The organism is Pseudovibrio sp. WM33 (assembly GCF_001623165.1).
Taxonomy (GTDB): domain Bacteria; phylum Pseudomonadota; class Alphaproteobacteria; order Rhizobiales; family Stappiaceae; genus Pseudovibrio.
Window position 1 is genome coordinate 107,599 of record NZ_LMCK01000124.1, and the last position, 21,316, is coordinate 128,914.

Genomic DNA, 21,316 nt, shown 5'->3' on the forward strand with positions numbered 1-21,316 from the left:
GCGTGTGGGGCGCTATTTTCGAGCGCCCACAAAGATGCCGGTGAGCACCATGCCGACCAGGCCGATGACGGTGGTTGCGGTGCTGCCTACGAGGAACTCCAGTACGCTGTCGGCCAGATTGAACGAGTTGCCATAGACGTTCTTGAAGCCTGCCAGCACGAGGATGAGGGCAACTGTGCCGCAATATACGCACATGAACCAGTAGGCTTTGCCTGCGTAGGGTTTGATGAGGGCGTCCAGCTCCTGCTTGGTCGCAAGCCGTGACTTAAGCTCCATCAGCTCGTTCTGAAGCAGGGTGTTGTCATCAGACAGGGCCTGACGGTCTTTCAGCAGCTGCTCGAACCCGATCTTGGCGGGTGGGTCCACCTCAATAGGGAGCTTGGAGACGGCTGCGTCAATGTCATCCACAGTGAGTGGCTTTTCGAGTGTGTCCTCGAATGTATCGTTAGGCGGCATTGATCCGACCCGCTGTTTGTATGGACTGCTCTTCTTCTGCGTGAGAGCGGCCCGCTAAGGCGAGTTTGATGTAATATTGTCGGGTGCGTTCTGTATCGATTTCTGCGTTTCTCCCCTTTTCGAAGTAGGCATGGGCCCATGGAGAATTCGCTTGATGGGTGAGATCTGACAGTTGCTGTGGCGTATAGTTACGGTACTTCTTCCAGACGTGATCAATGATGTCTTGCTCACTACCGTTGATGCGGCCAGTGACGATCTGGCCGGTGACGGGATCTGCAATTTCACAATTGGGGCCTTTGTGCCCGCCTTCCTTTATGAAATCCCATATCTGCCGAAATACTGGGCCATTTTTCCAAGCTTGGGGAGCTGAGTTCACCAATGGCTCGCCGTTGATCGCGAGGTTCCAGCCGTTGGCGATGGCAACGAGTTTTTGAATGTACATCTGAGATGGGTATTCAGAGCTGCCTCGGCGTCTCAGAAATTCATTGGCGATGGCACAAGGCGAGTGTCTTGGCATTTTTTGCCCCTACAAATGCTGTTGGAACAAGCAGAAAATTGCTTAGAAAAACATATGGTACGCTACGTTAAGAAAATAAAACCTCTTATTGATCTTGGCTAGTGAAATTTGGTTGTACCCCTGAAAACTAAGCGGTTACGTTGTGGTTATCTGTGCGTGTTGGATGCATTTAACTGGCTATAAATCAGGGAATACAGCTTTTACGACTGCGGATTGTAGCTGGTGATGTTTCCAGCGGTTTGAGTCGGCGTACCATCGCTTACTCGGGAATGCGGAGTTGTAAACGTCGTTTCGTTTCTCTTTGGCCCGATTGATTATGTAGCTAAGTGGGGACTGCAAAACATAGGCAATTCCTGCAGGTATCAGTAAAACTGGCAGGTAGATGGCGGCAGCGATGGTGGCGATGACAGCCACAATGCTTGCGCTCATATGGTAGCGCTCGGCCATGGTTGGGTGGGCTTTGTGAAAGTCCCTGAACTGGAAAACCTTGCGTTCATACCAATGGAACAGTGAGAGCGGTCCGTACATTTGGTGTCCTGCAGTGTGACTATGTTTCTGATGCCAGCTTGAAGCCAATATCTGCAGTGTCACTTGGCCAAGAAAAAAGCCCGGGGCGGGTGCCTCGGGCTTTTTCTGATTTGTACGCCTGATGGCTGCTGCGATTACTCGCGGTTGCCGAACAGGGACAGAAGCATGATGAATAGGTTGATGAAGTCCAGGTACAGACGCAGCGCGCCCATAATGGCTTTCTTGCCTGCTACTTCGCTGTCATCAACAGCTGCATACATTTCCTTGATCTGCTGGGTGTCGTAGGCGGTGAGGCCTGCGAATACCAGAACGCCAACCACGGAGATTGCGAACTGCAGAGCAGATGACCCAAGGAAGAGGTTGACCACAGACGCGATGATGATGCCGATCAGGCCCATGAACAAGAAGGAACCCCAAGCGGAGAGGTCTTTCTTGGTGGTGTAGCCGAAAAGGCTCAGCGCGCCAAAGGAAGCTGCAGAGATGAAGAATACGCGAGCAATGGAGTTGCCGGTGTATACAAGAAAGATTGAAGAGAGAGAAACACCCATCAATGCTGCAAATGCCCAGAAGGTCATTTGTGCAGCCGATGCGCTCATCTTATTGATCCGTGCGCTTAAGAAGAACACAAAACCAAGAGGAGCAAGCATAACAACCCACTTCAGAGGGCTAGTGTATAATGCTACGCCTAGTGCTGTTAATTGTCCATCAGACACAGCCATTTGTGCGGTTAAGTATGCGAGCACACCGGTGATTGCAACACCGACTGCCATGTAGTTGTAAACGCGAAGCATGTAGGCGCGCAGACCAGCGTCAAATGCGGCTGCATTGGCATGAGAGCCAGCCATTCCATACCGCGTAGAATTATTGCGGTCGAAGGTCGCCATGTGGATCCTCTCTCTTGTTAAACACGTGTTTGCTGTTGGTCATACCAAACAGCACGGGTGACTGACCCGAGTTACATATCAGCAAATATGGTGGGAAAAAGGGCGTAAGACAAGAGTGCACCCTGCCGATTTTTGTAAAATCGCCCCTTAAAGCAAGGTCTTTTGGTATAAACTTGGTAAAACCGGACCCTATTATTAACCAGTTGTAATGTTGCTGGCGGTGCAAGACCTTAGCCGGAAAATAGAAGAGTTGGTCTGTTAACTCATAATTCTGAGAGATGTGGACTGCATCTGCGTTGATCAACGCTTTTTTACTTGATGCAGTCCACGGAGTTTTACAGATTTCGTAAAACGGGTGCAGGTTTTTCTCCCAACACTCTCCAAGTGCCCAGTAATCCGAAGCCTACTGTGAAAATGAGAGCGCCGATAATGGCGGTGATGGCCGTTACGGGCAGAAGGGTGAAGCTGCCTTCCATCACACCTGTGATGATGAAGTAAGCCGCCAGTGAGCCTGTAAACAGGGCGAAGATTGCGGTGGTACCACCAAGGATCAGGTATTCCAGAATGTATGCCTTGATGAGACGGCCGCGTGTGGCGCCCAGTGTTTTCAGGATAACGGCATCATAGATGCGGCTTTGATGGCCTGCTGCCAATGCACCTGCCAGAACCAGCACACTTGCGAGGAGTGTGATGGAGGAGGCGCCACGGATGGCCCATGCCAGCTGACCGACAAGGTCATTTACCTGTGCGATGGCATCTTTCACTCTGATTGAGGTGATCGTCGGGAAGGCCTGTGTGACTTCCTTCAGTAGGTCAAGCTCTTGTTGCAAGGTGGCTTCGCCTGGCCATCCAACGGTTGCCAGATGGGTGTGCGGTGCGCCTGCGAAAGTGTTTGGTGAGAAGATCATCACGAAATTGATGGACATGCTTTCCCAGTCCACCGTGCGGAAGTTCGCAATTTTCGCAGAGATCTGACGCCCAAGCACGTTGACTGTGATCTTGTCGCCTACACTCAGGCCCAGCTCGCGGGCGTTGTCGTCAGAGAAGGAGACAAGCGGTTCACCGGTGTAATCCTTCGGCCACCATTCGCCTGCTGTGACAACGGAGTTTTCAGGCAGGGTTTCAGAATATGTGATGCCGCGGTCACCGCGCAGGATCCACTCCGCTTCTGGTGGAGCGGGATAGTCTGAGGCAGGGATGTCTTTCAGCGCGACGATGTTTCCGCGCAGCATTGGAACTGCGTTGAACTCTGTGCCTGCTGCTTTTTCAGTGACGAGAGCTTCGAAGGCGTCTTTTTCGTGGTTTTGAATATCGACGAAGAAGAAGCTTGGAGCCTGTTCCTGAGCGGCTTGATTGAGTTCACGGCGTAGATTGCCATCAATCAGAGCCAAAGCGACCAGTAGTGATAAGCCGAGGCCGAGTGAGAGCACGACGGATGGTGTCAGGGCGCCGGGGCGGTAGATGTTGGTGATCGCCAGACGCAGCTCTGTAGAGCGGACCGTTGGTACCTTCCGCGCTGCGGCCATGATGAGGCGCGCTACGACGAGCAATAGCAAGTATGTGCCTGTACATGCGCCGATGAAGATGATGGCGATGGTTTTGTCGTAGGCCATGACAAGGGCAAGGCCAGCCAGCAGAACCAGTGTTACCGCAGCACCTGCGATATACAGCGGCTTTGGATAGCGGCTGCGGGTGCTGACTTCATCACGGAACAGGACGGTTGGTGCGATGTCGTGTGCTCTGCCGAGTGGCCACAGGGCAAAGGCGAGGGCGGTGAGATAGCCGTACGCCATGCCAAGCAGCAGCTGAAGCGGGTAGACTGCCTGTACTGCGTTGATTGGCAGAATGGATTGCAAGGCTGCCATGGCGACAAGCGGGATCAAGGCGCCCAATGCCATGCCTATGATAATGCCGATAGTGGCGAGCACCATCATCTGAATAAGGTAGACTTTGAAGACAAAGCCACCTGATGCGCCGAGGCATTTGAAGCTGGCAATGACTTCCCGACGGGTATCCATGTAACTGCGCACAGCGTTTGCCACGCCAACACCGCCCACCACGAGGGACGTGATGCCGATGAGCGTGAGGAACTGGGCGAAGCGCTGGATGTTCCGTTGCAGGCTTGGGGCTGCTTCCAACTTGGAGCGGATACGCCAACCAGCATCAGGGAACTGACTGTTTGTCCGATCAATAGCTTGCTGGAGCTGATCTTCCGGCACGTTGTCACCCATGCGGACGCGGTACGTGTAGTTTACCAATGAGCCAGGGCGGATCAGGCCAGTGTCTTGCAATGCTTCCTGAGAGATGAGGAGGCGAGGGCCGACTGTCATGCCTGACGAGAGTTTGTCCGGTTCCAGTTCAATTGTATCGGCGATGCGGAACTCGGTTTTACCGACTGCAATCTGGTCACCAACTTCCAGACCAAGGCGTGCCAGCAGGGCAACTTCAGCCACAGCATTGCGCAGGCCTTCTGTTCTGCCGTTGATGGTCGCTTGCAGGTCCTTGCCAGAGGAGAGGTCGAACTCACCAATCAACGGGTAGGGATTATCAACTGCCTTTAGCTCAACCAGTGTTTGGTTACCTGCGGTGTCGGTACGGGCCATCGCGCGCAGGCTGGAGATTCTGGAGATGTCGCCCATACTTTGCAGGTGGGCGAGCTGATCTGGTGTTGCTTCTCGGTGAATGAGAGAGAATGCGAGGTCGCCGCCAAGGATGGCCTGACCTTCTGCTGAAATGCCTTCTGTCAGCGCACGGGAAAAGGAGGCAACGCCAGCAATGGCGGCCACGCCCAGTGCGATACAAGCGATGAAAACGTAAAACCCTTTGAGGCCGCCCCGCATTTCGCGCAGGGCAAAGCGAGCTGCAAGGCCAAAGCCGGGCTGGAAACCGTTTGAGTTGCTTTGGCTCATTGGGCGCGTACCTCACGCACAGCGGGTGTTTCTTCCTCAACGGTGCCGGAATGCACCCGGATCTTGCGTTGACAACGGTCTGCCAGAGACGGATCGTGGGTGACGAGAACGAGTGTGGTGTTCTTGCGTTCTTGCGCATTGAACATCAGCTCAATGATTTGCTCACCCGTGGTTTCGTCCAGATTGCCTGTTGGTTCATCTGCGATCAGAATTTCAGGGTTGGTGACGAGGGCGCGGGCGACGGCAACGCGTTGCTGTTCACCACCAGAAAGCTGGGTTGGGTAGTGATTGAGGCGGTGGCCAAGGCCGACGGCTTCCAGCTCTTCCTTCGCACGATCAAATGCTTTGAGGTCACCAGAAAGCTCAAGAGGTACAGCGACATTTTCCAGAGCGGTCATGTTTGGGACCAGGTGGAAGGATTGGAAGATGATGCCGACGTTCTGACCACGGAAACGGGCGAGTTGATCCTCGCTCATTGCGCCGAGTTCCTGCCCTGCGGCTTTGACGGTGCCTTTGTCTGCGCGTTCCAGACCTGCCATTACCATAAGCAAAGTAGATTTGCCTGAGCCGGATGGTCCAACGAGGCCTACGCTTTCGCCGGTGCTGATAGAAAGATCAATACCTTTGAGAATATGGGTGCGGCCTGCGCCATGGCCCAGGCTGAGGTGAACGCCGTTTAAGTCTAATGCGGGATTACCTGTCATTCTTCTACCTTGATGTGCAGGCGATGCAAATCTCTGAATTACATCTTATAATAAATTTGTTGGCGGCTCTTGTCGCAGCCGCACTTGGGAAGCATATGGGTAGGGTGGATTGCATCGTCCAGCTCGGTTTGAAAAAATCTAAGGTATTTGAATGTCTGGATCACGAAAAGTTGAAGCTAAATCTGGTGTGCTGCGTTTTTTCAGTGGTGCTGTCGTTGCGCTGGGCCTTGTGTTTGCAGGTGCTTCAACCGGAATGGCGCAGGATGGAGCCGAGCCGGTGAAGTTGGTTGCCTTTGGCGATAGCCTGACGGCTGGTTATCAATTGCCGCCTGAAGATGCCTTTCCTGTAAAGCTGGAGAAGGCTTTGCAAGAGCGGGGCTATAACATCACCGTGGTCAATGCTGGCGTATCTGGTGATACCAGCTCAGGTGGCCTTTCACGGCTCGACTGGTCTGTGGGCGATGACGTAGACGGAGTGATCCTTGAACTGGGTGCAAACGATGCGTTGCGCGGGCTAGATCCGTCAATAACGCGCAAAAACCTGGATGCAATGCTGGAGCGGTTGAGATCTCGCGACATTCCGGTGCTGTTGGCTGGTATGATGGCGCCGCCTAATCTGGGTGATCAGTATGGTCAGGAGTTCAACTCCATCTATGGTGAGCTTGCGCAGAAGCATGATGCGTTGCTTTACCCGTTTTTTCTGGACGGTGTGGCAGCGGAACCTGAGCTAAACCTTGGTGATGGCATGCATCCAACGGGTAAAGGTGTTTCGATCATTGTCGAAAAAATTCTGCCTTCCGTTGAACTGCTCATCGAACAGGCTAAATCATAAGAGCTGATACTCTTCCTTTTCAGGCTGGAACGCAGAGTCTGCTTTAAAGTATTGACTTACTGCGCCTTCCTGTCGGAAAAACACATCCTACTTTTCGAAGATGTGCTTGGTATGCTTACCAGGCCACTTCCTCTGCCGACCTCCATCCATGAGGCAGATTTAGCAAAACAGAATTCGGGGCATGATCCATTGTCTTTGGACGAGGCTGGATCTTTGTCCTTTATGTCCAATAAGGGCGTGAGAATGAAAAGCAGCTTGGGGCTGCAAATGGGGAATACATGGAATTTCGTAAATTGGGGCGTACAGACCTCAACGTTTCCAGCATCTGCCTTGGCACGATGACATGGGGTGAACAAAACACCGAGGCTGAAGGCCATGCTCAAATGGATTATTCCTTAGAGCAGGGCATCAATTTCTTCGATACTGCAGAGCTTTATGCTGTGCCGCCGAAGCCAGAGACCAAAGGCCGTACTGAAGAAATTATTGGAACATGGTTCAAGAAATCCGGTAACCGCGACAAAGTTGTTCTGGCAACCAAGGTTGTTGGCCGTTCTGCTCAGGACTGGCATCGTGAAGATGGTTCCACAAGCCAGCTCTCCCGTGCGCAGATCATGGAAGCAGTGGATGCCAGCCTGAAGCGTTTGCAGACAGACTACATCGACCTTTACCAGCTGCATTGGCCAGATCGTAATGTGTCCGGCTTTGGTTCTGTCAGCACCATTTGGCAGGATGCGGACCTGGCAGAAGACGAAAATGCGATCCATGAGACTCTTGAAGTTATGCAGGAGCTCGTGAAAGCAGGCAAAATCCGTCATTTCGGTCTTTCCAACGAAAGCCCTTGGGGCACCATGAAGTTTGTGCAGGAATCTGAAGCGCGTGGGCTGCCACGGGTTCAGTCTATCCAGAATGCATACTCTCTGGTGAACCGCTTGTTTGAAGTGGGCGGTGCCGAGATTGCACAGCGAGAGAATGTTGGTCTGCTGGCGTACTCTTCTCTGGCACAGGGGTATCTGACTGGTAAGTACCGGAATGGTGCGTTGCCATCTGGTGCGCGTAAAACACTGTTCAAGCGCCTTGGCCGTTATGAGAACCCGTTTGGTCAGAAAGCTATTGATGCGTATTGCGACCTGGCAGAAGAGCTGGGGGTTGATCCAGCAGTTATGGCGCTTTCGTTTGCTCATTCCCGTTCATTTGTGACCTCTGTGATCATTGGTGCGACGAACATGGAGCAGCTGGCGACAGATATTCGTGCAACAGACTTTGAGATGACTGACGAGGTTGTGGCACGGATTAACGATATCCATCTGCAGTACTCCAATCCATGTCCGTGATTGGCAGATAATTTGCTTTTGTCTGCAGAGACAGAATTGTGCCGGAGCCTTGTGTGGGCTTCGGCATTTTTTGTTTTAAGGGATGGAAAGAAAATCCCCAGATGTTCGTAGAGCTGTGATTTTCTACTTGTACTCTGGCGTTAAACGTGAGCTAATTTATCATCTGCATTAGTGGAGGGTCCTGATATGCCTCGCCTTTTCACTGGCCTAGAGCTGCCTTCGGGCACCGGGATGATGTTGAGCCTTATGCGCGGAGGGCTGCGCGGGGCTCGATGGATCGACCCAGAAAACTACCACATCACATTACGGTTTATAGGCGATATTGATGATCGCATTGCTGACGAAGTTGCCTATGAGCTGGCACGGGTGAATCGTGCTCCGTTGACGATCAAGCTGACCGGGCTGGGATCGTTTGGGGGAGCCAAACCACATGCGCTTTGGGCACGCGTTGAACCCACTCAGGAGTTGGCGGAGCTTCAAGCTGAGCAAGAGCGCATCTTGCAGCGGCTCGGCCTGCAAGCCGCTCGGCGCAAATATACGCCGCATGTGACATTGGCTCGGTTGAGGGGGACATCACCTGCAGAGTTGGCGCATTGGCTTGAGATACGTGGTGAGTTCTCAGCGCCTGCATTCACCGCCGGGCGGTTTGTGCTCTTCTCAGCAAAAGCGGCAGTGGGTGGCGGACCGTATCTGGTGGAAGAAAGCTATCCGCTGGCTGCCTGACGTGATGGATTGATGATGGGAGAGGTGTACTGTTGGTACGCGTCTCTATAAATAGCTTCGCTCAGGGCAGGTAGGAGGATACGTTCTCCACCATCTGACTGCTCTGTTGCTCCAGTCGCCATGAGGTTTGGTGCACCAAACCTGCTGCTGAGTGGGTCCCTGTCAGTTGATAGATGTCCTTGTTTAGGAAGGAGAGCAAATCGTCCAGTTCCTGACGAGGGACATAGCTGAGGACGCCGGTTACATGTGCGTAAGTCAATGAGGCTGGTTTAGCTGGAATAGTGTTAGTCGCTGTTTTCACTCGATATCGGATCAGCTTTGATTTGGGCTCAAGCCGTACAAGCTTTGATTTTGCTTTGAGCGGTTTCAGAGAGGACTTTGCTGGATAGCGTATGAGTTTGCTGTCGGTGGAAATTGGTTTCAATGCATTTTTAGAGGGGGCACTGATTTGAGTAAGGCCCGGGCCAACGGCGCGGGTCTGGGTTAGTGCCCAGGTGCTACCAGCTAATGCCAGTGCTGAGCCCACGATAAGACTTGCAAAAATAAGAGGCCGCAACATTGCGCTCTCCAGTTCGGTATAAATTAAATAAAAATTTAACTAAAATGTACCGTGCAAATTGCATAATGCAACCGGAGATGGTGTATTTATTAGCGTAAAGTTAAAATCGATAATTTGGTCCGGTTGTAAGTTAATTGTATTCAGCAAAAAAATTTAGAAAAATTGCATATGAACATGTTGTAGCCACAGTCATCAGAGAAATTGATCTAAGAAAAACAAAGGATAGAGGTCTGTTTATGGGAATGGATCGACTAATCGAGCAACAAATTCGCCGATCACAGATGAATGGTTCTATGGATCACCTTGAAGGTGCGGGAAAACCTATCCCCAGAAGGTCCGGGACAAATTTCGCTCAGAGCGCACAAATGAGTGTGGTGAATGGAGCTGGTGGTAGCATTCAGGGAGAGCTGACTCTGCGCCGCGAGATCTCCACATTGGAAGATCAGCTTAAAGCTGCGACCAAGACTGACGAGCGATTTGAAATAAGAAAGACGCTTATGGATAAGCGCCTTGAACTCTCAGTTTATGAAGAAGCGCGACGGAAATAGTCGCGCTTCCTGTTCTTTTCGGGAATACGCTTTACAGCTCGGTTTCATCCAGCAAACGGCGTGCGATTACCTGCGCCTGAATTTCTGCTGCGCCCTCAAAGATTGAGAGAATACGTGCATCGCAGAGTACGCGAGAGATCGGGTATTCCTGTGCAAAGCCGTTGCCGCCATGGATCTGCAGTGCGTTGTCTGCTGCAGCCCAGGCCACGCGTGCGCCCAGTAGTTTCGCCATGCCTGCTTCCAGATCACAACGTCGGCCACTGTCTTTCTCCCAAGCAGAGAAGTAGGTGAGCTGGCGGGCGATCATGGTTTCGTAGGCGATAATGGCGAGCTTGTCGGATACACGCGGGAAGTTGATGAGTGACTTGCCAAACTGGACACGCTCTTGCGCATAACGCAGGCCAAGGTCCAGAGCGCATTGAGCGACGCCGATTGCACGGGCGGCGGTTTGAATGCGGGCGGACTCGAATGTCTGCATGAGTTGTTTGAAGCCCTGACCTTCCACCTGACCCAGCAGGTTTTCGTCTTTGACTTCAAAACCGTCAAACGCAATCTCGTATTCCTTCATGCCGCGGTAGCCGAGAACTTCAATCTCACCACCTGACATGCCTTCAGCCGGGAATGGCTCGACATCTGTTCCGCGAGGCTTTTCCGCGATGAACATGGACAGGCCTTTGTAACCAGGTTCTTCCGGCTTGGTGCGGGTGAGCAGGGTCATGATGTCGGCACGGACCGGGTGGGTGATCCAGGTTTTGTTGCCGGAGACCTTCCATGTGTCGCCGTCTTTAACTGCGCGTGTTTTTAGTGATGCGAGGTCGGAACCGGTGTTTGGTTCGGTGAAGACTGCGGTTGGCAGAGTTTCACCAGAGGCGATGCGTGGAAGCCACTTGGCTTTCTGTTCTTCCGTACCGCCGCCGAGAATGAGTTCTGCTGCAATTTCGGAGCGGGTGCCAAGGGAGCCAACACCGATATAGGCGCGGGAGAGTTCCTCTGAGACCACGCACATGGATTCTTTGCCAAGACCCATGCCGCCGAACTCTTCAGGAATCGTCAGGCCGAATACGCCCATCTCTGCCATCTCATTGATGATCTCAAGAGGGATGTATTCGTTTTTCAGGTGCCATTCGTGAGCAAACGGAGTGACCTTTGCTTCGGCAAACTTTCGCATCTCTTCGCGAATTTGCTCGTAGGTCTCGTCCAGTCCAGTTGCGCCAATGGTGGATTGACCTTCTGCGTGCTGCATGAGTTCTGCAAGACGCGTGCGCAGAGCTGGTTGGGTGCCGTCTGCGATGACTGCTTCAACAGCTTCTGTGTGATGACTGTTGGCTTCACTGCGGCTGATGCCCAGGTCAGAGAGGCGAAGGATTTCGCCCTGACTCATTGGCAGCCCGCCAAAGACTTGTGCGGTGTATTCTGCAAGACCAATGCGCAGGATCAGGCTTTCCACTTCGCCGAAGGTGCCTTCGGCTTCCAGCCGTTCGCCGTATGCGTTCAGCTGCTTGAGGGCTTCCACATAAGTTGCAAGCCAGGCAAGACCGTGGGTGGCACGCTGTTCCTGCTCCATGAGAGCGGAGGCGATGCGGCCATCTTTCAATACGCGCAGTTTTACGTTTTTGCGCGCGATGCCAAGCAGAGCTTCAAGAGATTTTAGCGCCTGAGCACGTGTTTCTTTCGATGGTGCGACTGCTTGTTCTATTGTATTCACCGTTTCCGACACGGCTTGCCTCCCTCAATCCACTCGGTCATTGTGCACTGCAAACTTAAACGGGGTATGTATTTGTGCAATGCCCTAAAGGTGGGAGCTTTCTTCATGAATATTTCTTGAAGTCCCGTCTATTATCTAACTTGAAACTTACAGAGAGACAGACCAGATCAGTTTTATGAAGAAACGTGGCCTTTGGGGAAAATTGTATCAGGTGCTTGCAGATGCTCTCGGGCATTTTAACTCTGATGATGGCTATGCTGTGGCGAGCCATGTGGCTTTGTCATCGTTGATGGCTCTGTTTCCATTTTTGATATTTGTGGCGGCGTTCTCTGGTTTTCTTGGTCTGAACTCGGTTGCACAAAGTGCGACGGAGTTGATCTTTGATGTCTGGCCCGAACGTGTGGCTGGCCCTGTTTCCGGTGAAATCAAAGCCGTTCTCACTCAGCCGCGTGGTGATTTGCTGACCTTTGGTGTGGTCGTCACGCTGTGGTTCTCGTCCAATGGCGTTGAGGCCATGCGAGTCGGGTTGAACCGTGCTTATCGTGTTCGAGATAATCGCAGTTGGTTCTTCTGCCGGACGCAATCCATTTTGGCGGTTCTGATTGGAACAGCTGTTTTGATGGTTTCAACGTTCCTGATCGTGTTTGGTCCGCTGGCTTGGGAATGGGCTGTTCATCTGGCACCGGTTATGGAGCAATTTAGCTACAAGGCGAATATTGTCCGTTATGGCATCACATCTTTGTTGCTGATGTTTGCTCTGCTGGCAGCTCATATGTATCTGCCGGCTGGCCGTCGTAGCTTCTTTGAAGTGTTGCCCGGTATTATTCTGACAATGATCCTCTGGATTATCGCTGGTACAGCCTTTGGTGCTTATTTGGCGCGGTGGGCGAACTATGTGTCTTTGTATGCTGGTCTAGCTGGTATCATGACGGCCATCATCTTTATGTATCTGACAGCCGTCATCTTTATTCTGGGCGGCGAGTTTAATGCGGCGCTTATGCGTGTTCGCCGTGTGAACCAGCGTGTTGAGGCAGGTCCTTGTTCTGATGCTGAAGGCTGAGCTTAAGCTTTCTGCTTTGGGCGGCATACTGCGATTGCTACCACAACGATTGCCATGCCAATCAACTGAATGAGGTTGAGTGTCTCTCCGAAAAGGAAGTAGCTTTCGATGGCCGCTGCGACGGGTGTCAGGTAGAACAGCGTTGCTGTGGTTGACGCGGCTCCGTGCTGGAGCAGGTACATGAGCAGCAGGACTGCCCCCACAGACAACACAATGACCAGCCATGCCAGCGCGAAGATCAGATCTCCTGACCAGGTGATGACCCAGCTTTCCGTCATGGACAGCGGCAGCGTTATGAGCAAGGCGCCGAAATACTGGTAGAAGATGCCTGTGACCAGATCAGTATTCAATGGCTGACGCTTTTGCCATGTGGTGCCGAAGGCGATGCCAAGGGTTGCCACAAAGGCGGCTGCTACAGTCCAAAGAGGGATCTGCGCAACGCCGCTTCCCATCTTAGGCAGGATCACCAGCACGATACCAACAAACCCGGCGGCCAGGCCGATCCATTGGCGCGGCGTCACATCTTCTTTCAGCAGGAAATACGCGAGTGTGCCGGTGATGAAAGGCTGCAGACCAGTGATGAGAGCGGTTACGCCTGCTGGCATCCCGTTGTCGATGGCCCAGAAGACCCCCGAGAGATAGATGCCATGGACCAGCATACCGGTAATGACCGCATGGAGGACCTGCTGGCGCGTTAAGGCAAAGCTTCTGCCAGATAGCCAGATAATGATGCCCATCAACGGCAGGACGAGCAGAAAGCGGAGACTCAAGAACGCAAAAGGCTCTGAGTAGGGCGCTCCAAGGCGTGCACCGATGAAACCGGTGGACCAGAGCAAAACGAAGATAATGGGAACTAATTTGGTAAGCGAGAGCAATGGTGTGTCTTATTTTTATGCGTCCTTAGCACATGACGCTGGGTGGGGTGAGCAACAAAATCATTTGTGCGATGCATTATTTGTAATCTTTAAACGATTTGAACCTATACCTGTGAGGAATAATTAAAAATACTATTAGTAATTTTATCGGTCTAGGGGTCTCCGATGCGAGTAAATTGGAAGCAGGCTATTTCTTCTACGGGGAATAAAGTTTTCTCGTTAACTCGAAATGTAAGTATTCGGTTTCGGGCAATTGCTCTTGGTATTCTGACACTTATCGGATTTGGTGGTGTTGGCTTTGCTTATCTTTGGAGCCAACAGCAAACGGAGGCTGCCTTTCTGCAGTCGAAAGAATACACCGAACTTGCTGAGCTGAGCCAGACAATTGCAATTACCGCAGGTGTGCTGCAATCGACTCAGAAAGATTATGAAAATGTGCCGAGTGACAGTCTGAAAAGTCGATTCGACACGTTGGTTGGTGAAGCGCAGACTGAATTGCAGGAGTTAAATGCGCTTCCAGTTGCCATGGATTATTTTCTTGAGATCTCTGATGCACGAGACACGATTGATGCAATCAGTGGTGCCTTTGAGATGTTGCATGGCTACCAGTCCACGCTTGGATATGATGCGGACCGTGGCTTGCAGAAAGAGCTGTCCGCCGCGCTTTCTCAGGCAGAATCCGCTGTTAAACAAAAGCACAGACGCAGCAAAGACCCCAATACGCTGAAGCTGATGCATACGTTTAGTGATCTGGCGCGTGCGCAACTGGACTATGCGCTTACGGGTAGCCAAAATTCTCTGGGTGCGTTTGAAGTTGCATTCTCCCGTTATGAGCGCACCGTGCCGCGAGCACAAATTGACCCGGCTGTTGCTGAGAAGGTCAAAACCAATATGCTGGCCTACAAGAAGGCGTTTGAGGCTTACTCTAAGGCCTTTGATAAGCGGGCGACGAGTTCTGAGCTGCTGGCGAATCTGTTTGACCTTCTTCCGCCACGGCTTGATGAGTTGAAAAACTCTGCGGTGCAGGGTGCGAATGATGCGCAGGCGCGTCTGACAGAGACCACACAGCAGACAAACCTTTATCTGGGCATTGCAGTTGGTGGTATCGCGCTAACGCTGTTCATTCTTGGCTCTCTCTTGATCTTCGGTATTTTGCGTAATCTGAATGCGTTGCGTAATGCTATGGCATTGCTGGCGAAGAATGATTTGTCAGCTGTGATCCCTCTCAATAAAGGCGGTAAAGAGATTTCCGCGATGGCGCAGACACTTCAGGTGTTCCGCGACAATATTGAGGAGCGCCGGATGCTGCAGGATCAGCAAGATCATGAAAACGCTGAGAAACAAGCCCGTGCCGAGCAAGTCGACAATCTCATTGTTGGTTTTGAGCAAACCGTTGCTGAGGCTTTGAATAGTCTGCACAGCGCTGCAGATGGGCTTGGGGAAGCCTCTAATGATGTGGGGTCTGCTGCAGACAACGTGTCGAAAGAAGCTGTGTCTGCAGGACGCGCGGTTGAGAGTGCCGCTGAGAATGTTTCCAGCGCATCTGCTGCGACGGAAGAACTGGCCATGTCTATCAACGAGATCGCCGGACAGGCTGAGCAATCAACGAGCGTTGCAGACCGTGCGGTTGAAGGTTCAAAAGCGACTGCAGAGACCATGAATCTGTTGAGTGATGCAGCAAATCGTATTGGTGAGGCTGTTGGACTCATTCGTGATATTGCGAACCAGACGAACCTGCTTGCACTGAACGCAACCATTGAAGCAGCCCGTGCAGGTGAGCACGGTAAAGGCTTTGCTGTGGTGGCGTCAGAAGTGAAGATGCTGGCAAATCAGACTTCTCAGGCAACTGAGGAAATTGCACAGCAGGTTGGTTCCATTCAGGAAGCCTCAGCAGAAGCGGTTGGCGCTATTGGCGATGTGAGTGATGTTATTCACGAAATGAGCCAGATTGCGGCGGCTGTTGCAGCATCTGTTGAGCAACAGAACGCAGCTATTCAGTCCATTACTGAGAATGTGGCGAATGCGACGCAGAGCTCTCAGGAAGGGGCGAGTGCAATGCAGATGGTTGAAAATGCATCCAGCAATGCACGTAGCACTGGCGGTACAGTGTCTGATCTTGCCGACGCGCTTTCTCGTCAGGCAGATCACATCAACAATACTGTTGGTGCATTCCTTGAAAAAGTACGTGCAGCCTAAAGCAGTTTGCTTTCGTTTCGACGACTTCAAACTGCTTTAGGGACTTGCTCGGCGTATCTTTTTCTGAAAACCGCAAGGCACTTTTCAGAGATACGACCTTAAGATCTTCACAAATTTTCATTTTAAATGTGGCGCTTGCTCTGGTTTTTGCCAGGGCTAAGCGTCACATTGCTTTTGCGGTACGGGTTTGTTGAGCAAAGCAGACAACACGGATCTGCTGTGTTGTTTGACTGCGACTAATACGGGTTTTGAGAATGATTAATAAGATTGTTGTGGTGGGTGCTGGACAAGCAGGTGTGCAGGCCGCGCAAACTCTTCGACAAAAGGGATATGAAGGCGAGCTTGTGATGCTTGGAAACGAGCCTCAGCCGCCTTATCAACGCCCGCCGCTCTCCAAGAAGTTTCTGAGTGGAGATGTGGAGCCGGATGCGCTGTTTATTCGTCCAGAAGCGTTTTATGAAACCAACAATATCGATCTGAAGGTCAATGCGCATGTTGATAGCATTGATCTGGAGAAGAAGAGTGTCAGGCTGGCAAGCGGTGAAGAGGTGAGTTGGGACAAGTTGCTGCTTGCAACCGGAACTCGCGCTCGCGATTTGCCATTGCCGGGTGCGGAGCTGGAAGGCGTTGTGACGCTTCGCTCCATTGGTGATGTTGAGCTCATCAAGCAACTCTTTGTGCCTGGCAAGAAACTTGTTGTTATCGGTGGCGGTTATATCGGTCTGGAAGTGACGGCTGTTGCAAAGAGCATGGGGCTGGATGTTGTTGTGCTGGAAGCGCAGGAGCGTCTGCTGAAGCGTGTGGTTTCGCCCGATATCTCATCGTTCTTCCATGGTTTGCATTCCGGCAATGGAGCGGAACTCTTTTGCGGAGCCGGTGTGACCAGCATTGAAGGGACTGATGGCAAAGTTTCTTCTGTGAAACTTGCTGATGGCAGTGAAATTCCGTGTGATCTGGTACTTTCTGCGGTTGGTGCTGTGCCGAATGCGGAGCTTGCAGAGGCCGCTGGTCTGGACGCGGATGATGGCATTCTGGTTGATGGAGCAGGGCAGACCTCTCACGAGGATGTTTATGCTTGCGGTGATTGTGTTCGCTTCTTCTCAGAGCGCTATGGACGTAGCATTCGTCTGGAGAGCGTTCAAAATGCGATTGATCAGGCCAAGGCAGTTGCTGTTGCGTTGACTGATCCCGACCATGACCACAGTCACGACTATGATCCTCTGCCGTGGTTCTGGTCTGACCAACATCATATCAAGCTGCAGATTGCCGGATTGTCTAATGGATACGATGAGGCTGTGCTTGTTGGGGATACAAGTTCCGACAGCTTCTATGTGGCGTATCTGGAAAAAGGCAAGCTGATTGCGGTTGATAGCATCAATCATCCGCGCTCGCACATGATGGCGCGCCGGGTGATTGGGCAGGAATGGAAAGACGGTCTGCTTCCACCAGCTTAAGTTGACGATTTTAGAGGCGTGCCAGAGAGAACTCCGGCACGCTTTTTTAGTCAAACCTCAGCACAAAGGTTGGATGTTGGCTTTAGCGGGTGTTTTCCAGAATAAGTCGGATCACTTCCTGCGGGATCTCCATGTGAACCATGTGGCCGACACGATCGAAAACGTGGCAGGCGATTGGTCCTGGCAGTTTATGGCATTGACGGGTTGGCAGGATCTTGTCCTGTGTGCCCCAGACCACCTTGATTGGCATTGGCAGCTCGCCGAGTTTACTAGTTGGCAGCACGCCCTGACTTTCGCCTTCCAGAATAAGTCCTGATACAGCTTTGAGTGCTTCAGCAGCGCCCGGAGTGGAACGCTGTGTGGCAACATACTCTGCCAGTTTTCTTGGAAGTTCGAATTCGAGACCAACAAACTGTTCCAACAGGACCTGTTGTTCTGCTTCGGTTTGGCCAACTGCGTAACGGCGCAGAAGCTTTGCATTGATCTCTGGACCGAATCCGCCCGGAGCAAGCAAAGTGAGGCTTGCGATACGTTTTGGGCTGCGCATGGCGATCAGTGTTGCAATTGCACCGCCCATGCTGTGACCGACTAGGTGGACGTGATCGAGCTTCAGCGCATCGAGAGACTTCACGACGGCTTTTGCTGAGCCCACAGCGTTGCATGGCTCAAAATCGGCCAGTGCACGTCCGTGAGCAGGAAGGTCAAACGCTATTGTGCGACGTTTGTTTTCTAACTGGACTTGAATATTGCGCCATGTGCTGGCGTCGCCGCCAAAGCCATGGATGAAAATAATTGGTTCTGCGCTTTCAGGGCCAAAGGCGGTGAAAGGCAGGCAGGTTACATCTTGGATACTATCGATATTCATATAAGGCCTCCCATTGGCCGTATTATATGCCCCTTTCATTCAGAGGTTTACCTGTGACTTAGGCTAAGGCAGGATTTTTTTATCAGCGGACGAACCGATAGAATTGAGCGAAAATTTTGCTTGGCATGAGGAAAATTGAAAAAAGTGAAACAAATGACCCGCGGAAGTGAGGTTTTGCTTGGATATCGATTATCAGATGTTGATAATCAGTCTCAATTTGAAACATATGGAAACTCAGAGGCCCGAGAATTTTTTTGGTAGAGTTTGTTTTTTCTCGGCGCTGATTTATTTTTAAAATTCGACAGGTCCCGCAGGGTCAGGGGCTATCGCCAATTTCAGGGGGTGACGATGCGAGGACATCTTCGCAAGGGAATATTTGCTGTCATTTGTACGTTGGTTAGCTTTGTGTTTGTAGCACCGGCAAGCGCGGGCAAGCTGTGGAATCCAGACACACGCCAATGGGACATCTTCCCAGATTCTCCTGCTATGGCATCCAACTCAGCTCGCCGTAAGTTCAAGCGTAAGCTGATCACGTACCGCACTAATGAGAAGCCAGGTACCATCATCATTGATACCGAAGAGCGCTATCTCTACCACGTGCAAGAAAGCGGTAAGGCGATGCGTTATGGCATCGGTGTTGGTCGTGAAGGTTTTGAGTGGAATGGTACCGAGCGTATCACTCGCAAAGCAAAATGGCCGGGTTGGACACCGCCGGAAGAAATGCGCCGTCGTGAAGCGAAAAAAGGCCGTACTCTTCCTCGTTACATGAAGGGTGGTCCAGATAACCCATTGGGTGCGCGTGCGCTGTATCTGGGTGCTACCATCTACCGTATCCACGGTACCACTGAGGACTGGAGCATCGGTCGTGCTGTTTCATCCGGATGTATCCGCATGTTCAACGAAGATGTTTCCTATCTTTATGACCATGTCGATATCGGTGCCAAGGTTGTCGTGAACTAAGTCACGAATGACAGGCTAAGAGCATTAAACCCGGGGTGACCCGGGTTTTTTTTATTGGGCAGCTGGATGTGGTTTAACGGTAGCCATCTGAAACTGGTCTACAGCACCCTTTGAGTGTCACTGGTTTTTGTCCAGGCTGTGTGATGGTGGCGACAGCCTCTCCCCAAACGAAAGAGTCCAATGGGGTGAAGGTGCATTGCTTCTCGGAGATGGTCATTTGTAGATCGATGCTTTCATCGCCCGCCTGAAGTAATGTAGCGTTCTTGCCTGTTTCTGCTTTTACTGACTGAAACGGGACACGATGGAGTAGTCCGGTGGTGTTCGAGTAAGTTACGACGCTGGAGTTCCATTCAATGCTCCAAGACGGCTCAGTTCCTCCGCAGACGCCCAGAACTGGCAGATCTGTACCGGCGAATGGGACGGGTATAGCGGCTTTCAGCTTTTGGGCTTCAACCCAACCTTCTATCTCTCCGAGGCTGACATGTTGCCAGCGCAGATCGTCAACCTGCTTTTGTTCACCGTCGGAGTTGAGGATTGTATCTCCGGGCAGTTGAACAATAACAGCAGCATCGTCTGATGGTGCATCGTAGATGGAGAGTAGGACGCCGAGGCTTTGGTCTACCTGACTGTAATAGCCGGGGGGCACTTTAAGTGCCTGGGGAGTGGCTGGTTGCTCAGAGGCCGTGCCTGAGACAGGTGCCTTATCCTTTAGCGAAGAAGGTGGGGTTTCTGATTGTGCCGTGGCTAGCCGTGTTAGCATTCCCATTGAAATGCTGCTCACTAACATCAATGTTAGAAACTGATGAAGTGCATTCCCAGACAAATCTGAGGTCATCTTTTGCTCCTGAGACGCGGATGCTAACATCTCCGCTACCACTCGTTTTGTTTTCTCAGGATAGTAGCGGAGTATCGCCTAGGAATTCTTAAGTTGTAAGGTGCTGTTGTTTCTCGTCTTTTGGTTTGATGATGCTTGCAATTCTTTGTCGAGCCCGAGATGGAAGTTTGAAACAGCACCTAGATCACAGGTTGCCTGATGACCGTTTTTCTCTTTTCCGGTGCTGTTCGGGTTGGGTCATTAAGGTAGATTTCGTGATGATGTCCGTTAGGTTTCAGAGAGTGTTCCGGGAGAAACTCCTGATGAAGTTTTGCGCAAACATTGCGAAGATCCTCATAAGGACCCTTGTGAAGGATTTGGACAGAACGGCCTTCTGTCAGAATACCTCTTTGCAATGATGCTGGTTTTTCTCCGAGACGCTCTATTGCAGTTTCCACGCCTTGAGCGAAGAGGGTGTCATCGGTCCAGTGAGGCAGGACAATCATCAAACGCCACTTCAACTTGTCTTTGTTGCCGGTGATGAGATCGGTCACATCGTCGGCCCACCACAGACACTCCAAAGGTGGTTCCACAAAGCGCTTGCCAAGTCGTTTCTTTGTGTCGAGCTTGATGGGGTAGATCACGGTGAAAAGCCATTTGATCGCCTGGGCGAATGCTTCTCCTTCAGGATTGCCATGTCCATCAATCATAGCGAATTGCATGTCGGGAACATCGACAAATGTAAAACGGTCGCTTGGTGGTCGATATAACTCATAGAGTCTGTCTCTGAAATCGGTTGTTGTCATAGCTATGTCCTCATGTGTTCCATGGTTTGCAAGTCATGTAGTCCAGAGTTTTCTGAAGCCAGTCGGCCTCTGATTTGAGCTGAGCGATGGAGTAGTCAAAGAGGGCTTCGACGTGATCAGGCAAAGGTTGTTGGTCTAATTGGATGTTTTCAATTCGGGAGATTTCTTTTTGTATTACTTCGCCACGCTCGCTTAAGGCGTTAAGGGCTTGGTCTCGTTGCAGCGTCGGCCAATGGATCATGCCCAAGAGGAGGGATGAGTATGTTGGACGAACTGTTGTGATAGCTGAGAGGGTTTGTGCAATGAGAGCTTGGTGGCCTGCCTCTGTCATGAGGAAGCTCTTCTTTGTTTTAACACCAGTGGGCTTTTCTGCTGTGACGAGGCCTTTCTTCTCCAGCTTGCCTAGCACGAAGTAGATGGAAGAGAACCCGATTTGCGTCCACTCGCGCATGCCTCGCTGCTCTATGACCTGCTCCAGCTCATAGCCATGGCGGGGCATCTCGGAGACAAGGCCGAGGACGAGCAGTTCGCTGTCAGTGAGGCTTTCAGACATACTATCCTAGCCTTAGAATAAAATTATATTCTAGTAC

General features: G+C 51.7%; 21 protein-coding genes. 8 read left to right on the forward strand and 13 right to left on the reverse strand.

The genetic code is table 11. The features are described from left to right. Positions 1-12: 12 nt before the first annotated feature. The 6 genes from PsWM33_RS21720 to PsWM33_RS21745 form a co-directional block, all read right to left on the reverse strand. The gene (locus PsWM33_RS21720) at positions 13-456 is read right to left on the reverse strand and encodes a hypothetical protein (RefSeq protein ID WP_057463491.1); all 444 of its coding nucleotides are present in this window, start codon (positions 454-456) and stop codon (positions 13-15) included. Beyond that, positions 446-973: a Panacea domain-containing protein gene (locus tag PsWM33_RS21725; protein ID WP_208980967.1), complete on the reverse strand. Its 528-nt coding sequence runs from the start codon at positions 971-973 to the stop codon at positions 446-448. The genes PsWM33_RS21720 and PsWM33_RS21725 overlap by 11 nt, the downstream gene beginning before the upstream one ends. A 177-nt stretch (positions 974-1,150) precedes the next feature. Next, the gene (locus PsWM33_RS21730; RefSeq protein ID WP_063301609.1) at positions 1,151-1,501 is read right to left on the reverse strand and encodes a hypothetical protein; all 351 of its coding nucleotides are present in this window, start codon (positions 1,499-1,501) and stop codon (positions 1,151-1,153) included. Positions 1,502-1,635: 134 nt separating this feature from the next. Beyond that, on the reverse strand, positions 1,636-2,385 hold the full coding sequence (locus PsWM33_RS21735) for a Bax inhibitor-1/YccA family protein (protein WP_063301610.1): 750 nt from the start codon (positions 2,383-2,385) through the stop codon (positions 1,636-1,638). A gap of 335 nt (positions 2,386-2,720) precedes the next feature. Then, the gene (locus tag PsWM33_RS21740) at positions 2,721-5,294 is read right to left on the reverse strand and encodes an ABC transporter permease (protein WP_057463487.1); all 2,574 of its coding nucleotides are present in this window, start codon (positions 5,292-5,294) and stop codon (positions 2,721-2,723) included. Next, positions 5,291-5,998: an ABC transporter ATP-binding protein gene (locus PsWM33_RS21745; RefSeq protein WP_063286055.1), complete on the reverse strand. Its 708-nt coding sequence runs from the start codon at positions 5,996-5,998 to the stop codon at positions 5,291-5,293. Before PsWM33_RS21745 ends, PsWM33_RS21740 begins: the two co-directional genes overlap by 4 nt. Positions 5,999-6,149: 151 nt before the next feature. On the opposite strand from PsWM33_RS21745, the gene PsWM33_RS21750 reads away from it, so the two are divergent. The 3 genes from PsWM33_RS21750 (at position 6,150) to thpR (ending at position 8,884) form a co-directional block, all read left to right on the forward strand. After that, positions 6,150-6,830: an arylesterase gene (locus PsWM33_RS21750; protein ID WP_063301611.1), complete on the forward strand. Its 681-nt coding sequence runs from the start codon at positions 6,150-6,152 to the stop codon at positions 6,828-6,830. A gap of 278 nt (positions 6,831-7,108) precedes the next feature. Then, positions 7,109-8,161: an aldo/keto reductase gene (locus PsWM33_RS21755; protein ID WP_063301612.1), complete on the forward strand. Its 1,053-nt coding sequence runs from the start codon at positions 7,109-7,111 to the stop codon at positions 8,159-8,161. 186 nt (positions 8,162-8,347) lie between these two features. Further along, positions 8,348-8,884 carry an RNA 2',3'-cyclic phosphodiesterase gene (thpR, locus tag PsWM33_RS21760; protein WP_057463483.1) on the forward strand — a complete coding sequence of 179 codons (537 nt, stop codon included), beginning with the start codon at positions 8,348-8,350 and terminating at the stop codon, positions 8,882-8,884. Between the two features lie 61 nt (positions 8,885-8,945). On the opposite strand, the gene PsWM33_RS21765 is transcribed toward thpR, so the two are convergent. Continuing rightward, positions 8,946-9,443 (reverse strand): hypothetical protein, encoded by a 498-nt coding sequence (locus PsWM33_RS21765; RefSeq protein ID WP_063301613.1) that lies wholly within the window; start codon positions 9,441-9,443, stop codon positions 8,946-8,948. A 242-nt stretch (positions 9,444-9,685) separates the two neighbouring features. On the opposite strand from PsWM33_RS21765, the gene PsWM33_RS26960 reads away from it, so the two are divergent. Then, positions 9,686-9,991 (forward strand): DnaJ family domain-containing protein, encoded by a 306-nt coding sequence (locus PsWM33_RS26960; RefSeq protein ID WP_082596895.1) that lies wholly within the window; start codon positions 9,686-9,688, stop codon positions 9,989-9,991. Between the two features lie 31 nt (positions 9,992-10,022). Here PsWM33_RS26960 and PsWM33_RS21775 read toward each other — a convergent pair whose 3' ends face one another. After that, a complete protein-coding gene (locus PsWM33_RS21775) occupies positions 10,023-11,696 on the reverse strand; it encodes an acyl-CoA dehydrogenase family protein (RefSeq protein ID WP_063301640.1) in 1,674 nt (557 codons plus the stop codon). A gap of 175 nt (positions 11,697-11,871) precedes the next feature. Here PsWM33_RS21775 and PsWM33_RS21780 point away from each other — a divergent pair, with 175 nt between their 5' ends. Then, the gene (locus tag PsWM33_RS21780) at positions 11,872-12,756 is read left to right on the forward strand and encodes a YihY/virulence factor BrkB family protein (RefSeq protein ID WP_057463480.1); all 885 of its coding nucleotides are present in this window, start codon (positions 11,872-11,874) and stop codon (positions 12,754-12,756) included. A gap of 2 nt (positions 12,757-12,758) precedes the next feature. On the opposite strand, the gene PsWM33_RS21785 is transcribed toward PsWM33_RS21780, so the two are convergent. Next, on the reverse strand, positions 12,759-13,631 hold the full coding sequence (locus tag PsWM33_RS21785) for a DMT family transporter (RefSeq protein ID WP_208988472.1): 873 nt from the start codon (positions 13,629-13,631) through the stop codon (positions 12,759-12,761). Between the two features lie 165 nt (positions 13,632-13,796). Here PsWM33_RS21785 and PsWM33_RS21790 point away from each other — a divergent pair, with 165 nt between their 5' ends. Both PsWM33_RS21790 and PsWM33_RS21795 read left to right on the forward strand, forming a co-directional pair. Continuing rightward, positions 13,797-15,827 carry a methyl-accepting chemotaxis protein gene (locus PsWM33_RS21790; protein ID WP_063301614.1) on the forward strand — a complete coding sequence of 677 codons (2,031 nt, stop codon included), beginning with the start codon at positions 13,797-13,799 and terminating at the stop codon, positions 15,825-15,827. A 254-nt stretch (positions 15,828-16,081) separates the two neighbouring features. After that, positions 16,082-17,281 carry an NAD(P)/FAD-dependent oxidoreductase gene (locus PsWM33_RS21795; RefSeq protein WP_063301615.1) on the forward strand — a complete coding sequence of 400 codons (1,200 nt, stop codon included), beginning with the start codon at positions 16,082-16,084 and terminating at the stop codon, positions 17,279-17,281. Positions 17,282-17,363: 82 nt separating this feature from the next. Here the strand turns inward: PsWM33_RS21795 and PsWM33_RS21800 are convergent, their stop codons facing one another. Then, positions 17,364-18,146, reverse strand: a complete 783-nt coding sequence (locus PsWM33_RS21800; RefSeq protein WP_063301616.1) for an alpha/beta fold hydrolase — start codon at positions 18,144-18,146, stop codon at positions 17,364-17,366. A 348-nt stretch (positions 18,147-18,494) separates the two neighbouring features. Between PsWM33_RS21800 and PsWM33_RS21805 the strand changes: the two genes are divergently transcribed. Beyond that, positions 18,495-19,106 (forward strand): L,D-transpeptidase, encoded by a 612-nt coding sequence (locus PsWM33_RS21805; RefSeq protein ID WP_057463476.1) that lies wholly within the window; start codon positions 18,495-18,497, stop codon positions 19,104-19,106. 73 nt (positions 19,107-19,179) lie between these two features. Here the strand turns inward: PsWM33_RS21805 and PsWM33_RS21810 are convergent, their stop codons facing one another. From PsWM33_RS21810 to PsWM33_RS21820, 3 genes are all read right to left on the reverse strand, one after another. Next, the gene (locus PsWM33_RS21810) at positions 19,180-19,872 is read right to left on the reverse strand and encodes a hypothetical protein (protein WP_208994695.1); all 693 of its coding nucleotides are present in this window, start codon (positions 19,870-19,872) and stop codon (positions 19,180-19,182) included. A 248-nt stretch (positions 19,873-20,120) separates the two neighbouring features. Next, positions 20,121-20,726 (reverse strand): GyrI-like domain-containing protein, encoded by a 606-nt coding sequence (locus PsWM33_RS21815; protein WP_063301617.1) that lies wholly within the window; start codon positions 20,724-20,726, stop codon positions 20,121-20,123. A 10-nt stretch (positions 20,727-20,736) separates the two neighbouring features. Beyond that, positions 20,737-21,279 (reverse strand): PadR family transcriptional regulator, encoded by a 543-nt coding sequence (locus PsWM33_RS21820; RefSeq protein ID WP_063301618.1) that lies wholly within the window; start codon positions 21,277-21,279, stop codon positions 20,737-20,739. Positions 21,280-21,316 lie beyond the last annotated feature (37 nt).

What these genes read in the sequence shown, in the direction of transcription:
- PsWM33_RS21800 (WP_063301616.1), bottom strand. Translation starts at nt 18,146, where the DNA reads ATGAATATCGATAGTATCCAAGATGTAACCTGCCTGCCTTTCACCGCC.
- PsWM33_RS21820 (WP_063301618.1), bottom strand. Translation starts at nt 21,279, where the DNA reads ATGTCTGAAAGCCTCACTGACAGCGAACTGCTCGTCCTCGGCCTTGTC.
- PsWM33_RS21790 (WP_063301614.1), top strand. Translation starts at nt 13,797, where the DNA reads ATGCGAGTAAATTGGAAGCAGGCTATTTCTTCTACGGGGAATAAAGTT.
- PsWM33_RS21745 (WP_063286055.1), bottom strand. Translation starts at nt 5,998, where the DNA reads ATGACAGGTAATCCCGCATTAGACTTAAACGGCGTTCACCTCAGCCTG.
- PsWM33_RS21765 (WP_063301613.1), bottom strand. Translation starts at nt 9,443, where the DNA reads ATGTTGCGGCCTCTTATTTTTGCAAGTCTTATCGTGGGCTCAGCACTG.
- PsWM33_RS21750 (WP_063301611.1), top strand. Translation starts at nt 6,150, where the DNA reads ATGTCTGGATCACGAAAAGTTGAAGCTAAATCTGGTGTGCTGCGTTTT.
- PsWM33_RS21810 (WP_208994695.1), bottom strand. Translation starts at nt 19,872, where the DNA reads ATGGGAATGCTAACACGGCTAGCCACGGCACAATCAGAAACCCCACCT.
- PsWM33_RS21725 (WP_208980967.1), bottom strand. Translation starts at nt 973, where the DNA reads ATGCCAAGACACTCGCCTTGTGCCATCGCCAATGAATTTCTGAGACGC.
- PsWM33_RS21795 (WP_063301615.1), top strand. Translation starts at nt 16,082, where the DNA reads ATGATTAATAAGATTGTTGTGGTGGGTGCTGGACAAGCAGGTGTGCAG.
- PsWM33_RS21720 (WP_057463491.1), bottom strand. Translation starts at nt 456, where the DNA reads ATGCCGCCTAACGATACATTCGAGGACACACTCGAAAAGCCACTCACT.
- thpR (WP_057463483.1), top strand. Translation starts at nt 8,348, where the DNA reads ATGCCTCGCCTTTTCACTGGCCTAGAGCTGCCTTCGGGCACCGGGATG.
- PsWM33_RS21755 (WP_063301612.1), top strand. Translation starts at nt 7,109, where the DNA reads ATGGAATTTCGTAAATTGGGGCGTACAGACCTCAACGTTTCCAGCATC.
- PsWM33_RS21735 (WP_063301610.1), bottom strand. Translation starts at nt 2,385, where the DNA reads ATGGCGACCTTCGACCGCAATAATTCTACGCGGTATGGAATGGCTGGC.
- PsWM33_RS21780 (WP_057463480.1), top strand. Translation starts at nt 11,872, where the DNA reads ATGAAGAAACGTGGCCTTTGGGGAAAATTGTATCAGGTGCTTGCAGAT.
- PsWM33_RS21815 (WP_063301617.1), bottom strand. Translation starts at nt 20,726, where the DNA reads ATGACAACAACCGATTTCAGAGACAGACTCTATGAGTTATATCGACCA.
- PsWM33_RS21740 (WP_057463487.1), bottom strand. Translation starts at nt 5,294, where the DNA reads ATGAGCCAAAGCAACTCAAACGGTTTCCAGCCCGGCTTTGGCCTTGCA.
- PsWM33_RS21730 (WP_063301609.1), bottom strand. Translation starts at nt 1,501, where the DNA reads ATGTACGGACCGCTCTCACTGTTCCATTGGTATGAACGCAAGGTTTTC.
- PsWM33_RS26960 (WP_082596895.1), top strand. Translation starts at nt 9,686, where the DNA reads ATGGATCGACTAATCGAGCAACAAATTCGCCGATCACAGATGAATGGT.
- PsWM33_RS21805 (WP_057463476.1), top strand. Translation starts at nt 18,495, where the DNA reads ATGCGAGGACATCTTCGCAAGGGAATATTTGCTGTCATTTGTACGTTG.